Origin of the sequence: Leifsonia sp. NCR5 (genome assembly GCF_002105485.1) — a bacterium.
GTDB lineage: Bacteria > Actinomycetota > Actinomycetes > Actinomycetales > Microbacteriaceae > Leifsonia.
On the sequence record NZ_NCSR01000004.1, the window covers coordinates 184,892 to 198,071 of the forward strand.

The 13,180-nt window shown below is 65.3% G+C and carries 19 protein-coding genes; 4 read left to right on the top strand and 15 right to left on the bottom strand.

All coding sequences use genetic code 11. The features are described from left to right. Positions 1 to 88 precede the first annotated feature (88 nt). Entirely contained in the window at positions 89 to 400 is a 312-nt protein-coding gene (locus tag B7438_RS05630; protein WP_085368565.1) for a hypothetical protein, read from the top strand. Between the two features lie 71 nt (positions 401 to 471). On the opposite strand, the gene B7438_RS05635 is transcribed toward B7438_RS05630, so the two are convergent. Both B7438_RS05635 and B7438_RS05640 read right to left on the bottom strand, forming a co-directional pair. Beyond that, a complete protein-coding gene (locus tag B7438_RS05635; protein ID WP_085368566.1) occupies positions 472 to 975 on the bottom strand; it encodes a hypothetical protein in 504 nt (167 codons plus the stop codon). A 206-nt stretch (positions 976 to 1,181) separates the two neighbouring features. Next, the gene (locus B7438_RS05640) at positions 1,182 to 1,526 is read right to left on the bottom strand and encodes a hypothetical protein (protein ID WP_085368567.1); all 345 of its coding nucleotides are present in this window, start codon (positions 1,524 to 1,526) and stop codon (positions 1,182 to 1,184) included. Between the two features lie 257 nt (positions 1,527 to 1,783). Here B7438_RS05640 and B7438_RS05645 point away from each other — a divergent pair, with 257 nt between their 5' ends. Further along, on the top strand, positions 1,784 to 2,515 hold the full coding sequence (locus tag B7438_RS05645; protein WP_143465639.1) for a hypothetical protein: 732 nt from the start codon (positions 1,784 to 1,786) through the stop codon (positions 2,513 to 2,515). Between the two features lies 1 nt (position 2,516). Here the strand turns inward: B7438_RS05645 and B7438_RS05650 are convergent, their stop codons facing one another. The 13 genes from B7438_RS05650 to B7438_RS05705 form a co-directional block, all read right to left on the bottom strand. Further along, positions 2,517 to 2,795, bottom strand: a complete 279-nt coding sequence (locus tag B7438_RS05650; protein ID WP_085368569.1) for a hypothetical protein — start codon at positions 2,793 to 2,795, stop codon at positions 2,517 to 2,519. Then, on the bottom strand, positions 2,792 to 3,016 hold the full coding sequence (locus B7438_RS20200) for a hypothetical protein (protein WP_143465641.1): 225 nt from the start codon (positions 3,014 to 3,016) through the stop codon (positions 2,792 to 2,794). The genes B7438_RS05650 and B7438_RS20200 overlap by 4 nt, the downstream gene beginning before the upstream one ends. Before the next feature lie 575 nt (positions 3,017 to 3,591). Further along, positions 3,592 to 4,230: an HNH endonuclease gene (locus tag B7438_RS05655; protein ID WP_085368570.1), complete on the bottom strand. Its 639-nt coding sequence runs from the start codon at positions 4,228 to 4,230 to the stop codon at positions 3,592 to 3,594. A gap of 110 nt (positions 4,231 to 4,340) precedes the next feature. Next, positions 4,341 to 5,501, bottom strand: coding sequence for a phage major capsid protein (locus tag B7438_RS05660; protein WP_085368571.1), 1,161 nt, complete (start codon positions 5,499 to 5,501; stop codon positions 4,341 to 4,343). Between the two features lie 745 nt (positions 5,502 to 6,246). Then, positions 6,247 to 6,663, bottom strand: coding sequence for an HNH endonuclease (locus B7438_RS21010; protein WP_085368572.1), 417 nt, complete (start codon positions 6,661 to 6,663; stop codon positions 6,247 to 6,249). Beyond that, complete coding sequence (locus B7438_RS05670) at positions 6,657 to 7,058, bottom strand: hypothetical protein (protein ID WP_085368573.1); 402 nt, start codon at positions 7,056 to 7,058, stop codon at positions 6,657 to 6,659. Before B7438_RS05670 ends, B7438_RS21010 begins: the two co-directional genes overlap by 7 nt. Before the next feature lie 285 nt (positions 7,059 to 7,343). Next, positions 7,344 to 8,342, bottom strand: coding sequence for an ATP-binding protein (locus tag B7438_RS05675; protein WP_085368574.1), 999 nt, complete (start codon positions 8,340 to 8,342; stop codon positions 7,344 to 7,346). Next, complete coding sequence (locus B7438_RS05680; protein ID WP_085368575.1) at positions 8,342 to 8,698, bottom strand: YraN family protein; 357 nt, start codon at positions 8,696 to 8,698, stop codon at positions 8,342 to 8,344. Before B7438_RS05680 ends, B7438_RS05675 begins: the two co-directional genes overlap by 1 nt. 106 nt (positions 8,699 to 8,804) lie before the next feature. Next, on the bottom strand, positions 8,805 to 9,128 hold the full coding sequence (locus B7438_RS05685) for a DUF2469 domain-containing protein (protein ID WP_055893100.1): 324 nt from the start codon (positions 9,126 to 9,128) through the stop codon (positions 8,805 to 8,807). A gap of 30 nt (positions 9,129 to 9,158) precedes the next feature. Next, positions 9,159 to 9,821, bottom strand: coding sequence for a ribonuclease HII (locus B7438_RS05690; RefSeq protein ID WP_085368576.1), 663 nt, complete (start codon positions 9,819 to 9,821; stop codon positions 9,159 to 9,161). Continuing rightward, on the bottom strand, positions 9,821 to 10,588 hold the full coding sequence (gene lepB, locus B7438_RS05695; RefSeq protein WP_085368577.1) for a signal peptidase I: 768 nt from the start codon (positions 10,586 to 10,588) through the stop codon (positions 9,821 to 9,823). Before lepB ends, B7438_RS05690 begins: the two co-directional genes overlap by 1 nt. 101 nt (positions 10,589 to 10,689) lie before the next feature. Continuing rightward, on the bottom strand, positions 10,690 to 11,037 hold the full coding sequence (gene rplS / locus B7438_RS05700; protein ID WP_085368578.1) for a 50S ribosomal protein L19: 348 nt from the start codon (positions 11,035 to 11,037) through the stop codon (positions 10,690 to 10,692). 187 nt (positions 11,038 to 11,224) lie between these two features. Then, positions 11,225 to 11,719, bottom strand: a complete 495-nt coding sequence (locus B7438_RS05705; protein WP_085368579.1) for a hypothetical protein — start codon at positions 11,717 to 11,719, stop codon at positions 11,225 to 11,227. A gap of 122 nt (positions 11,720 to 11,841) precedes the next feature. On the opposite strand from B7438_RS05705, the gene map reads away from it, so the two are divergent. Together map and B7438_RS05715 are read left to right on the top strand one after the other, a co-directional pair. Continuing rightward, positions 11,842 to 12,609, top strand: a complete 768-nt coding sequence (map, locus tag B7438_RS05710) for a type I methionyl aminopeptidase (protein ID WP_085368580.1) — start codon at positions 11,842 to 11,844, stop codon at positions 12,607 to 12,609. Positions 12,610 to 12,714: 105 nt separating this feature from the next. Continuing rightward, the gene (locus B7438_RS05715; protein WP_085368581.1) at positions 12,715 to 13,170 is read left to right on the top strand and encodes an SRPBCC family protein; all 456 of its coding nucleotides are present in this window, start codon (positions 12,715 to 12,717) and stop codon (positions 13,168 to 13,170) included. Positions 13,171 to 13,180: the final 10 nt, after the last annotated feature.

Genomic DNA, 13,180 nt, shown 5'->3' on the forward strand with positions numbered 1-13,180 from the left:
GTCACTGGTCTCGTGGCTCAGGGGGCTCCGTCGCAAGTAGCAGCCGCGACACGTTTGTCTCATCAGCCACCCAGACAAGGAGACCGACATGGCTACCAAGACCGAGACCACCGCAGCCGACAACACCATCGAGGCGCGAGCCGCTGCCGTCGCCGCCGCGATCGAGCGACTGAGCATGGCCGCTGCAGAAGGCGGCGCCGTGACCAAGGACAACGTTCGCGAGCTCGTCGCCACGTTGACGGAGCTTCAGGCGTCACTCAAGGCGATTCGTGATGCCCACATGAAACTGATCCGCAACACGCAGTCCGAAGAATCGCGGAGCCGTCAGAAGGCGCGGGTGGCGAAGGCGCTTGCGCTGCTCGCCGCGCAGGAAGCCGCGGAGGCCAATGCAGGCGAGTAGCCGGCCAAACAGAAAAAGCCCCCGCGACCAGTGCGAATCTGGCTGCGGGGGCTTTTCGTTGTGCGGGAGCGCTACTCGCCGAGGGCGTTCGAGAGTGCGCGGTAGATGCTCATGAAGGCGTCACGCTGCTTCTGGTTCTCCGGCTTACTGAGCGGCAGAGTCACCTTGGCGCCGTGATCCCACTCCGCCGTGATCTTGAAGTCACCGGGCCATGTTGAGAAGGCGGAGCTGGTGAAAAGCGATCCTGCTCCCCCAACGCTCAACTGGACGAGTCCACCGCGAGGCCGTGCCGCGACCTCCGTCTTCACATCATCGTCGCCCTGGACGCCCATAACGCCTGCAATCACCACGGTCTTGTCGGTGAAGACAACCACCCTTGCGGAGAAGGCGCCGTTTGCATCCCACTCGATATGCGAGTCGGCGTAGTCGATTGCGCGGACACCGATCGCGAGCACGATGTCGCTGACGAAATGGCCGAACCACGACGCCTTCGAATCAGCACGTACGCGATGCCAGCCTTCGCTGACAAGCAGACGGTTCACGTCGTCGACGACAGCTGCAAGGTCCTCATCCATTTGGGACCACCTTTCGATTCCCACCCCGTCGGTACGAGGCTCCTACATCCACGGTAAAGACAGGAACCGACATAAACTCAAGTATCGCCGCGTGTCGCGATCCGTGCTGGGCTTGCTGGATTGGCTCAGTACGCAGAGAGCTACGAGTCAGACGCCTGCCCAGGTCAGCGAGAATCAGTTCTGGGGAGGTTTCGTTGACCCCGAGGCTACTTGCCTAGTGGGCTCGATTCTGGGGCTCCAGATTCGAACGACTCAAGAGCCTTTTCGAGCCGCCGCGCGGTGACGTTTAGCGCGCGTTCTGCCTTGACGAGCGTCTGTTCGGCCTCGATCGACGCGGCGCGGAGTCGCAGACGGCGCTCATCCATGACGATGTGCGGGGTCGGGTCGGAGGTTAGGCCCTTGCTGCGCTCGGTCGTGTCCTCCCGAGGTTGAGGGGTGTTGCCAGTTTGCCACTGCGACTGTTGGACATCTTCGCCGTGCTGGAGCGCCCAGAGACGAAGGTACGCGGCTCCGAAGGCTTCCAGGACGTTGCTCGTGGTGGTTGCTGTCATCGCACCCGCCGTCCAAAGTGTGCCAGCGTCGCGGTTGCCGCAGAGTGGGATTGCCACCCCGGCTCGTCGCCGATCTTTGCGCCGCACGTTCCGCAGCGAGTCGGGTCGGTGGCGAGAGCTGCGGGGTCAGCTGGGCAGTTTGGGCAAGTCCCAACTGAGAGGACTCCCCCGGTTGCCTGGCTGGGCGACTGGCTTAGTGTGGTTGATTCCTGCATTGCCGGCCTCATTTCCTGTTAGGTGTTATGTACGATCTGCTCATGGGCGAGAATGCGGCGGCGCAACTATACGAACTGCTCGATAAGTGGCGCGTTGTCCCTACCGGGAAGCAGCTTTACGGGGTCCGCGATGCTCCATCACGCGCGGACTACGGCTTTTGGGTGGGTCAGCTTTCGGCGGCCGCGCTTCTTGACGAGGTAGCCCGTGACATCGCTAGCCTCCGCGAGATGGGTCGGAACGTTGCGCCCTATGAGCGGGCATTTCCAAGGTGGGCTCAAGCAGTGTTTGTGCCCAACACGTCGTGGGCTGATGCCAACAACACATACGAGATCATCGATCAGACCACGCTCGATGTGCTTTTCACATTGAGTGAGGTTCTCAGCGGCATGACTCCACGCCCTGTGTTGGACGCCACCCGCAAAGCGGACGCGCGCATCGCCCTGAACGACCTAATGGACTATGTCGCCGGCGGCGAGCTACCGCTGAACGACGCTGCTGCCCGCTACCTATTCGAGTTGATCAATAGCGTGCAAACCGCTCTTGAGGAAGCAAGCACGATTGGCAGCATCGACCTGTTGCGCCGCGTCACTGAGCTCGTTGGCTTCTTGAACATGTTGGCTGATCAGCTCGGCGATACGGGTGATAACGGGACGGTCGCCGATAAGCTCCGCAAGTACGCCGCCCGCGTCGTGCCCTACGCGGTGGTCACCGTGAACACCGCATTCGCTCTGCTCGGAGCCGCCGCTGATGTGAAGGCACTGACGGGCGGCTGAGTCAGCGACTGCTTGGTCGGGGCTCCAGATCCTGCCTGCTGGCGCGGCGCATGGCGCGGCGCCTTCGATTCTTGTACCGCGACTGAGCGCGCACCTGTTCGATGCGAGCCCGGATCACTTCGGCGTGCCAAGGGCTGGCGGCGTCGTCAAGTAGGGCCTCCAGACGACAGATGCCCTGGGGTAAAGAATTGCGGTAGACGGCACGGGCGCGGTCGTCGGCTTTCTTGATTGCCCAGTCGCGGCGTTGCGCGCGCGTGGGCTCGGTGTACTGCGTGGTCACTTGAATCCTCCGATTGCAGCGAGGGCGATGAGGCCGAGACTGAAGAAGCCGAGGCTGAGGCGCGCGGGCGTGACGCCGAGCATGAGGAGCTTTGAAAAGAACATGACCTTGGACGGGCCTTTCAGATGTGCAGGACGGCAATGAGAGAAGCCCGACGCCAAGGGCCGTCCAAGAAACTTGGCGTCGGGAGTAGCGGGAGCCGGGATGGACACGGCTGCCATGGATCTATCGTGTCGCGCGGATTAGCTAGGAGCCGTTCGTGGAGCCCGATTCCCGGGAAAGCCTGGCCTTCTGGCGACGGTAGTAATAGGCGAGAGACGCGCGTCGCTCCGCTTCGCGCCCTTCTGGGGTAGCTCGCCAGGCTCGCTTACGGTCACGTGCACAGACGCGGCAGTGTGGGCCGTGGCCGTCGCTGCGAGAAGGTGCAGGCGAGAACTCAGTGAGAGGCAGCTCTCGCTCACAATCCGGGCATCGCTTGGTCTTGACCGGCGACAGGCGCGACTCGATCTGGTCGGCTGCTGCCGAGATGGTGGCTACATCGTTGTTCACGGGGTGAACCTTTCTGAGTTCAGTGGACAGCCGATGGTGTGCAGAATGGGCGGTCGGGAGGTGGTTGATTGTGCAAGCCGCGTGACTCGCACCTCTTTACTGCGCGCGAGCGCGCGATGGGGTGGGTGCCCCGGACACATTTAATTGATTGCCTGGAGATGAGCCGGCTGGCCGTCAGCACCAGGAATTAGCCCGCCTACCGGGCGTGTGCAATTACCGGCTAGACCGCGAAGCTCTTGACACTGGGCTACTGGCCGTGCGCCCGCGTTCGCGCATATTCCTTGGTCGCTGATGTGCACCGGTCGCATCGACACCCAGCTCCGTACTTGGAGGTGGTGCCGTGCTGTGCGGTCGGCATCGTGCCGTGAGCCTGAGCATCCGCGGTGTTCATGGCACTGGTACCCCACGCGAGGTTGTCCACGCTGTTGTTCGTCGGGTTGCCGTCGAGGTGGCGCACGAGCGGGTAGTCGTGTGGGTTGGGGATGAACGCTTGAGCTACCAGCCGGTGGATGTAGGACCACTTGTTCGGTCCATAGACAGCCACCGCGACATGGCCACCGTTGCCGCGCGGACAAGGCCTTATGAGTCGTGCTGGTCTGTTGGCCTTGCAGTTCTTCACACGACCGCGAGTGCTCACGTGGTAGGTGGTGCCGTCGATTGCGCGCCACTGTTCGCCGGGAAAGTCAACGATAGGCGCGGCGAGGTCCCGTTGCCGGGCTGGATCGCGGGACCAGCGCAGATAGCTTCGGTTGATAAAGGCGCAGGCCGGGCAGCCTGCTTGATACTGGCGTCCGGTGCCGCACTTGCCTTCGTGGAAGGCGATCAGGTCGGCTGGGACGCGGCGCCGCGCAGCCGCGAGCGACCAGGGCTTGGTGGGGTGTGTCATCGTGGGGTCCTCTCATGGACCTGGGCTGTATGGACCTCGTACGTCCGTACAGCGAAAAAGGGGGACGCGAGCCACCCACCGTGAAGATGGGTGGCTCGCGTCAGGGGTGGTTAGGCGCCGGCGAGAGCGACCTTGGCCAGGGCGGCCGGCGAGAAGATCGAGAAGTCGAAGCGACCCTCGGTACGCGCCTTGACCTGGTTGGAGTCGAAGCCCGCGTACGGGTTCCACTCGGTCTCGATGCCGGTCTGGTCGGTGTCGATCGCAACCGCACTGCGGTCGAGCACCAGGGCGGATCCGGACGCAACGCCGCTGGTCACGGAGACCACGTCGCGGCCCCAGAGCTTCGGAGTCTCCTCCTCGGCACCGACGCCACCGGACACGTCGAACGAGCCGCCAGCGTTGCGGGTGGTCACGATCTCGAAGTAGTCTTCGGAGTTCAGCACGATGAGGTCAGCGTTGTAGCCGAGGTCCTCCACCGCCTGGATGCCCTTGCGAACCGAGACAATGGGCGACGCAGCCGCGGAAACGGTCTGGATGCCCGAGGCACCGAGGAACGCAGCCACAGCCGCGGCCTGAACCTTGCTGCCGACCATGTACAGCAGCTCCTGGGACACGAACCGCTCGAGTGCGGCGTTGTCCTTGAGCAGGTACTTGTCGATGGGCTCCGAGAGTGTCGCGAAGACCTTCAGCGCGCCGTCGATGTCATCGATCGTGACGACCGAGGTCGGCTTGGTCGCACCGGGCGCGACCACGTCCGCGTTGTTGGTGCGGACGGTCTGACGCAGGTACTTCCAGGTCGGCGCGCTGTGCTGGATAACGGGCAGGGCCGAGAGCAGCGAGAGACCGCCACCGGGCAGGCGGACGGGCTCAGGAGCAACCTCGACGTTCGTGGTCACCGCACCGGCCGCGGTCAGCGACTTGATGCCGGGCGCAGCCATCTGGCGAGCCAGCGACTTGATGCCCTTGGGCGTGAAGTCGAGGTAGCCGGACTTGGTGTCGCTGGTCGCGCCGGTGAAGGCGTGGCCGTTGAGGCCCGGGTCGGTCTTGACGTTGCCGAGGTTGCCGAGGTTGGCAGTGAGGCTAGCGTTTGCCTCGCCGCGCTCCATCGCGATCAGCTGGGCCTTGATTTCGATTGCCTCGTTCGCGAGACCCTTGAGCTCGCTCTCCTGCGCGGAGGTGAGCCCGGTGCCGTTGGCGAGGAGGTCGCCGATGTAAGCGGCCTTGATCTGGATCGCCGAGAGGCGGTTCTGAAGAGTGGACTTGGTGTCCATAGTGATGCTCCTTGATAGGAATTCGAGTGCAGCGGTGCGTGCTGCGGTGAATGCCTCCAAGACGGTGTAGCCGCGAGTCAGCTCGGAACGCCGTTGTCCTCCTGGACCTCGGGCGAATCGTCATTGCTGGTCGTGCTTGTGGCCTTGTGCCTGGACCGCACGGTTCCTCTCCTGAGGCGTGGCGCGGGTGGGCGTGGCGAATGAGCTTGCCGAGATGGCGAGCTCGAACCTCGCGTAGATGCGAGGAAGAGTGGTGGGCGTCCGGGCTGGTCAAGCTCCGGACGCCGTGAAGCGGGTCGGGTCTGGGCACACCACCAGAATTTTCCCGCTCGACTCCTATATGCCACGTTGGGGGGGACGGATGGAGTCGTATGGGGAGCTGTTTGGGGGCTTTTGGCAGCACTGTTGCGCATCCGTTGCAAACGGCGCCGCCGAGCCACTACGACCGCTTGGGGATGTCAGAACCTAGTATACATCTGCTATAATTTTAGTATGGCAGATTGATCGATCGGCCTTTGAACTGATCAGCCGAGACCACCGCGTCTAGAACTGATCACAACCCAGTAAGGACGGAAGACTAATGAGTTCTTTCAAACCAATTCGTTGCCCTCATCACGGATGCAACCTCCTAGCCTTCGCCAATTCGGCGGGCTTCGGAGACATTCGACCTGAGTACGTGTGCGCCGCGGGCCACGTCACTCCCGCGGTGACCAACCAGTAGCGCGTCGTTCGAACGAGTCGCGCCTTATTCTCCGGAGTTGTCCGGGGAGGCGGTGCGTTGGTCGGTGAGCTCGTGGGCTGGCGTGTGCGCCGGGCGAGCGAGCTTGCCGGCTTGGTAGTCGAGCTTCGTCCGCGGGAGTCGTAGACCTCGCGGGGCTCGCCAATCGCGATTCGACACAAGCGAGGCGAGCCAGTCGCGGCGGTCGGCTGGCACGCCTACCGCCGTCATCCAGTCGATGGGGTCGTGCTCCATCTTGTTGGAGTTGCACCGATCGCACGCGGGCACCAGGTTCGCCGGGTTGGATCGTCCGCCCTGGGAGTACGGGTAGAAGTGGTCAACCGTGGTGGCGGCGCGTCCGCAGTAGACGCAGCGCCAGAGTGCGTGGTCGCGCCAGCGGTGTTCCGCGAGGGGAACGAGATCGCGGGTACGCCGTGTCAGCACGCGGCGAAGCCGCGCAGGATTTCGGCTACCCGAGCCCGGAAGCGCGCGTCGTTCTCGCCGGCTGACTCGCCGCCCGCTACCTGATCGGCTTCGGCCCGTGCGGCGGCGATCAGGCCCACGAGGCGGTCAGTCGCGGGGTCGCGGAGGTCGGGTGAATCCGGCTGAATCGTGTGAACCGCGGGACCGCGGAAACCGTAGAAGTGGAAGACACCGTCTCGACGGACTTCACGGAAGCCGCGTGAGCGCAGGTCGTCGTAGAACCCACGCTTGCTGAGGCCGCGGGGCTTCGCCGTGCTGTAGATGGTCCAGAGCTCCGTACGGGGCAGCGCGTGCGAGCCGTCGAGGTCGAAGATGGACTCCAGGCCGCGGGTGTTTGGGGTGGCGGCGTCCGGCATGGTCCGATCCTACGATGCGACCGTCCGGAGGGCGCAAAAGGACGAGAGGGCAAGTTTGAGGGCAAAAGGGCAAGTTTGGGCCAAATGTGCGTTACTTCCCTAGGGATTGTTATTTCACTAGGGAATTAAGGGGAATGCGCCCCCAAACTTGCCCTTTTGCCCTTAAACCTGCCCTTTCACGCCCTCCCAAGGGCCCTTTCGAGCCCTTTCGGGGTCTCCGGGGATGTTTCTCTGGTGTTTGCCGGGGAGGTGGGCAAGCCGGCAAGTTCACCCAGAAGGGCGCTTTTAGGTCATTCTCGACTCGTCGAGGAAGAGGACGCCGTGGGTGGCCCGGACGATCGCGCCCGGCACGATCCGGGCGGTTCCACCACCGACGATCGCCGCGGCGGAGGCCGTGTGATGCGGGGACTCGAACGGTGGGCGGCGGATCAGGCCGCGGGGCGACGATGACGGGTCGCCCGTGCTGCCACGGCCTGCGATGCCCGCGTCGGTGAGAGAGCGGATGCAGGTGACCTCGATGGCCTGCTCGTCGGTGAGGTCGGGGAGAAGGCCGGGAAGACGCGTGGCGAGCATCGTCTTGCCGGCGCCCGGTGGGCCGATCATCGAGAGGTGGTGGCCGCCGGCGGCTGCGACGACGAGGGCCTCGATTGCTTCCTCGTTTCCCGCCACGTCGGCGATGTCGGGCTCGGGATGCGCGCGGACTGTCGCCGGGTCGGTGGCAGGCGCACCGACAACCGCAGCACCTACCGGCACGACATCCACGGGCTCGAGGTCGCTTCCGTGGTGGATCGCCGCGTGGCGGAGGCTGGTGACGGGGACCACCTCCACCCCGTCGACCAGGGCCGCCTCCTCGGCGTTGGCGGCGGGGACGAGGACGCGCGCGAACCCGGCGGCCCTGGCCGCGATGACGGCGGGCAGGATGCCAGGGACGGGACGGACGCGGCCGTCGAGTCCGAGTTCGCCGAGGTGGACGGCGGCTGCCGCGGACTCCGCGCTGAGGTCTCCGGCCGCTGCGAGGGCGGCGACCGCGATGGCGAGGTCGAACGCCGAGCCCTGCTTGCGGAGGGAGGCCGGGGACAGGTTGACCGTCAGCTTGCGCTGGGTCAGCGGGCAGCCGGCGTTCATCGCGGCGGAGGTCACCCTCTTGCGGGATTCCCCGAGTGCGGCGTCGGGGAGGCCGATCAGCGAGAACGCAGGCAGGCCGGCGGCGATGTCCGCCTCGACCTCGACCACGTTGCCGTCGACCCCGTTCAGGGCGATGGCGTATGTGCGGGCGAGCGGCATCAGGCCACGCCCTCGAGGTGCTCGACCGACGGGCGTGCGCTCCAGGCGTCGATAACCGCGATGGCGTCGATCCGGATGCGGCCGGGCACCGGGCCGTGCTGGCGGCACCACTCGGCGGCGAGGCGTCGGAGCCGCGCGGCCTTCGCCAGGGTGATCGCCTCGAACGGATGGCCGTACGCCACCGACGTCCTGGTCTTGACCTCGGCGAACGCCGTCACGCCGTCGCCGCGGACGATCAGGTCGAGTTCACCCGACGCGCATCGCCAATTCCGGTCGAGCACGACGAAACCTCGCGCCTCGAACCACTCCGCCGCCACGTTCTCTCCGCGGCGGCCCAACTCGTCTTTCGCTGCCATTGCTGCCTCCCACGTCCAGCCTCACGGGGAGGGGGCAGTGGAAGGGCTGCGGGAAGAAAACTGTGGAGAGATGCGGAAGAAGGTCAGGCTGTGGAGAACGCGAGCCCTACTCGTCGAGCGCGAGTTCCTTCGGGAGCTCGAACTCCTTGCTCGACAGCTCCTCGATGTTCACGTCTTTGAACGTGAGCACGCGCACCGATTTCACGAAGCGGTCGGAACGGTACACATCCCACACCCACACGTCGTTCATCGTCAGCTCGAAGTAGAAGTCGTGCTCGGTGTCTCGGCGCACGAACTCCACCTCGTTCGCGAGGTAGAACCGGCGCTCGGTCTCGATCACGTACTTGAACTGCGAGACGACGTCCCGGTATTCGCGGTACAAAGCCAACTCGACCTCGCGGTCGTAGTCGTCGAACTCGTCTTCATCCATTGTTCGTCAAGTCTATGCCGGACGGAGGGGTCATGTCGGAATGGGGAGCGTTGCCGCATCCCGCAGCCAGGTCAGCCGGTGCAGCGCGCTCGGTCCGAGCTCGGCGATGGCGTCGAAGTGTTCGCGGCTGGAGTAGCCCTTGTTCGATACCCAGCCGTAGCCCGGATAGTCGGCGCTGTGCTCGATCATCAGCCGGTCGCGGTGCACCTTCGCGATCACGCTGGCGGCGGCGACCGACGCGCAGTCCCTGTCCGCCTTGATCCGCGTCACCACGCGGGCCGGGCGCATCAGCACCGGGTTCAGGTAGTCGTAGTTGCCGTCCAGGATGAGGGTGCTCTCCCGGATCTGCGCCCCGCCCTGCTCGAGCAGTTCCATCGCCCGAGCGCCCGCAAGTCCGAGGCAGCGCATGATGCCGAGCGAGTCGACCTCCGCGGCGGACGCCATGCCGACCGCGTGGTGCAGCACCCACTTGCGGCAGTGCGGCTCCAGCGCCTCGCGAGCGGCCTCCGGCAGGAGTTTCGAGTCGCGCAGGCCGACCGGGATGCGCTTCACGGCGGTGTCGATGACGACCATCCCGACCGCGACCGGTCCGGCCAGGGCGCCGCGGCCGACCTCGTCGACACCGACGATCGAGGTCACACCCGTGCGGTAGAGGGACTTCTCGAACCGGAGGGTGGGGCTCACCGACGCCATCATCGCTTGTCCTCCTCCGCCCCGCGGAACACCTCGGGGTAGTTGTCGAGCCAGGTCCACCGGCTGGTCGGCCAGCTGATCACGAACGCCCGCCCGACAACATGGTCGATCGGGACGAAGCCGTGACCCGGCAGGCTCTGGTTGCGCGACGAGTCCTGGGAGTTGTACCGATTATCCCCCATCACCCACAGTTCGCCCTTCGGAACCGTGACATCGAACGCGAGTGTCGCGGCGTTCTTCTGCCCGGGCTGCAGCAGCACGTACGGCTCGTCCAGCGGGCTGCCGTTCACGGTGACTCTTCCATCGACGTTGCAGCAGGCGACGTGGTCGCCCGGCAACCCGATGACGCGCTTCACGAGGTGATCGTTGCTGTCGGAGGCGGAGAGGCCGATGAAGGTCAGCGCCTGGTCGATGGCCTGCGAGACAGGGCTCTCCCTGCTGGGCGGCTGCGGAGGGAGCCAGCCGCCCGGATCCCGGAACACGACCACATCGCCGCGGCTGATTGGGAACAGCCCGGGCTCCAGCTCGTTGACGATGATCCTGTCGTTGATCTGCAGCGTGTTCTCCATCGACGCCGACGGGATGTAGAACGAGCGGACCACGAAGGTCTTCACCAGGAAGGACACCAGGATGGCGACCACCACGATCACCGCGAGGTCGCGGAGGAAGAGTCGTACGCTCCGCCGCCTGCTCCTGCTGCGCCTGCGCGCGCCGCGCCGTTCCTGAGCCACGCGGTCCGACCGGGTGGGCACTGCTTCGTCCGTCATTTAACCGTCTGAGCTCCCTGCCCAAGTGTATGGGACAGGGAGCTCAGGCGATGCGTGGGCGGATGCCGCGCGTCGAGGTCTTCCGGCGTGAGCCGAGAAGCCTAGTTGTCGCGCTTCTCCTTGATCTTCGCCTTCTTGCCGCGCAGTTCGCGCAGGTAGTAGAGCTTGGCGCGACGGACATCTCCGCGGGTGACGACCTCGATCTTGTCGATGACCGGGGAGTGCACCGGGAAGGTACGCTCGACGCCGACCTGGAAGCTGACCTTGCGGACCGTGAAGGTCTCGCGGACGCCCTCGTTGGAGCGACCGATGACGACGCCCTGGAAGACCTGGATACGAGAGCGGCTGCCCTCGATGATGTTGACGTGAACCTTGACGGTGTCGCCCGCGCGGAAGTCGGGAATGTCCGACTTCAGGGACGCGGCGTCGACGGAATCGAGGATATGCATTGCTGTTCGCTCTCTGTACCCGCCACAGGTCGAGGACGGACTTGGGGCCACCTCCTGCTCAGAGCAGGCGACGACCGGGAATCAACGGTATGGGGTGTGCGCGAGAAGTGCTGGCTCCCCTGTGGCAGAGCCTGGCCGCGGCACAAAGATCAATTCTGCCATGAACAGGATGCGTTTGCCAAAGCGGTCAGTGCTCGTCGCGCCGCTCTTCGATCACGATGACCTCCGAGCCCTCCTCGAACAGCGCATCCGGTCGCCGGACCTGCTGCGGCTGCGCGGCGCGCTCGTAGGCCTCGAAGGTCTGCTGCACGCGCATCCTGGCCTCGGTGACCAGCTGCCAGAGCGCCACCCAGAACGCGGCGAGACCGAGCAGGATGCCGAGGACGGCGAGCCAGCTCATCACGCCGGGGATGAAGCAGCCGAAGGCGACGATGGATGCGTGCCACGCGCCGATCAGGCCCACGTCCCACCAGGAGACGGCCTTGGTGTCCCGCACGGTCTTGCGCGCCATGATGATGCCGCCGATCGCGAGCATTGCGATGAACAGCACAGGGCAGAGGATGAGCAGGCCGATGAAGCTCCAGCCGCCGGAGCCGAAGATCGCCCAGCCGATGAGCAGCCAGACAGGCAGGATCACGGCGGAAGGGAACAACCACCAGTAGAACGCCTTGCGGAGGATCACGGCACCAGCGTATCCGCGCTCGCCTGTGCAGCGGCTGCGGGTTCGCCGAAAGCCGAAAGGGCCAGGATGCACCGCGCGTGCAACAATCATGGAACACTGGGTGTCGACGTGAAGGAGACACCGTGATCGAGTTGAGGACCCCCGCCGAGATCGAGCAGATGCGGCCGGCCGGCCGTTTCGTGGCCGATGTGCTGCAGCAGACCGCTGCCGCGGCGAAGGTGGGCGTGAACCTGCTGGAGCTCGACCGCATCGCGCACGACCTGATCAGGAAGGCCGGCGCGGAGTCCTGCTACATCGACTACCACCCGTCGTTCGGCGCCAGCCCGTTCGGCAAGGTCATCTGCACGTCGGTGAACGACGCCGTGCTGCACGGACTCCCCCACGATTACCGCCTGCAGGACGGCGACCTGCTGACCCTCGACTTCGCTGCATCCGTCGACGGCTGGGTGGCGGACTCGGCGATCAGCCTGGTGGTGGGTCAGCCCCGGGATGCCGACCTCCACCTCATCGACACCACCCGCCGCGCCCTCGCCGCCGGGATCCAGGCCGCGCAGCCGGGTGGCAGGGTCGGTGACATCTCCGCCGCCATCGGCGCCGTCGCGCACGCGGAGGGATACACGGTCAACCTGCAGTTCGGCGGCCACGGCGTCGGCCACACGATGCACGGGGACCCGCACATCGCCAACGACGGACGCGCCGGCCGCGGCTACCCGCTGCGTCCAGGCCTCGTCATCGCGATCGAGCCGTGGTTCCTCGAGTCGACCGACGAGATCTACACCGACAGGGACGGCTGGACGCTCCGCAGTGCAGACGGCTCGCGCGGGGCGCACTCCGAGCACACGGTCGCGATCACCGAGGACGGCCCGCTCGTCCTCACCGCCCGAGACTGACGGCTACACGGTCTGGCGCAGATGTCCAGGCCTTCAGCGCCTTCCACCGGCGGTCTACCGTTCTGGCGGGTCGGAGAATCCGGCCGGCAACGGAAGGGAGCCCCTATGGCTGACGTGACCGAATCCGTCGATGTGGATGTCGACGTGACCACCGCATACAACCAGTGGACTCAGTTCGAGTCTTTCCCGCACTTCCTCGACGAGGTCGAAGAAGTGAAGCAGGTCGATGAGACCACCAATCACTGGCGCGTGAAGATCGGCGGCCAGGAGCGCGAGTTCGACACCGTCATCACCGAGCAGCTGCCGGATGAGCGCGTCGCCTGGAAGAGCATCTCCGGCGATGTCCAGCACGCCGGCGTCGTGACCTTCCACCGCCTGTCGGACACGACGACCAAGGTCACCGTGCAGCTGGAATGGACGCCGTCCGACCTGATCGAGAAGATCGGCGCGGCCATCGGAGCCGGGAGCCACGCGGTGAAGAAGGACCTGGAGAACTTCAAGCGCTTCATCGAGAGCCAGGGCGCAGAGACCGGCGCGTGGCGGGGTGAAGTGGGGCACTGATCCCGAACTC

Coding starts and splice junctions, on each gene's coding strand:
- B7438_RS05630 (WP_085368565.1), top strand. CDS start 89: ATGGCTACCAAGACCGAGACCACCGCAGCCGACAACACCATCGAGGCG.
- B7438_RS05635 (WP_085368566.1), bottom strand. CDS start 975: ATGGATGAGGACCTTGCAGCTGTCGTCGACGACGTGAACCGTCTGCTT.
- B7438_RS05640 (WP_085368567.1), bottom strand. CDS start 1,526: ATGACAGCAACCACCACGAGCAACGTCCTGGAAGCCTTCGGAGCCGCG.
- B7438_RS05645 (WP_143465639.1), top strand. CDS start 1,784: ATGGGCGAGAATGCGGCGGCGCAACTATACGAACTGCTCGATAAGTGG.
- B7438_RS20200 (WP_143465641.1), bottom strand. CDS start 3,016: ATGGCAGCCGTGTCCATCCCGGCTCCCGCTACTCCCGACGCCAAGTTT.
- B7438_RS05655 (WP_085368570.1), bottom strand. CDS start 4,230: ATGACACACCCCACCAAGCCCTGGTCGCTCGCGGCTGCGCGGCGCCGC.
- B7438_RS05660 (WP_085368571.1), bottom strand. CDS start 5,501: ATGGACACCAAGTCCACTCTTCAGAACCGCCTCTCGGCGATCCAGATC.
- B7438_RS05670 (WP_085368573.1), bottom strand. CDS start 7,058: ATGCCGGACGCCGCCACCCCAAACACCCGCGGCCTGGAGTCCATCTTC.
- B7438_RS05675 (WP_085368574.1), bottom strand. CDS start 8,342: ATGCCGCTCGCCCGCACATACGCCATCGCCCTGAACGGGGTCGACGGC.
- B7438_RS05680 (WP_085368575.1), bottom strand. CDS start 8,698: ATGGCAGCGAAAGACGAGTTGGGCCGCCGCGGAGAGAACGTGGCGGCG.
- B7438_RS05685 (WP_055893100.1), bottom strand. CDS start 9,128: ATGGATGAAGACGAGTTCGACGACTACGACCGCGAGGTCGAGTTGGCT.
- B7438_RS05690 (WP_085368576.1), bottom strand. CDS start 9,821: ATGGCGTCGGTGAGCCCCACCCTCCGGTTCGAGAAGTCCCTCTACCGC.
- lepB (WP_085368577.1), bottom strand. CDS start 10,588: ATGACGGACGAAGCAGTGCCCACCCGGTCGGACCGCGTGGCTCAGGAA.
- rplS (WP_085368578.1), bottom strand. CDS start 11,037: ATGCATATCCTCGATTCCGTCGACGCCGCGTCCCTGAAGTCGGACATT.
- B7438_RS05715 (WP_085368581.1), top strand. CDS start 12,715: ATGGCTGACGTGACCGAATCCGTCGATGTGGATGTCGACGTGACCACC.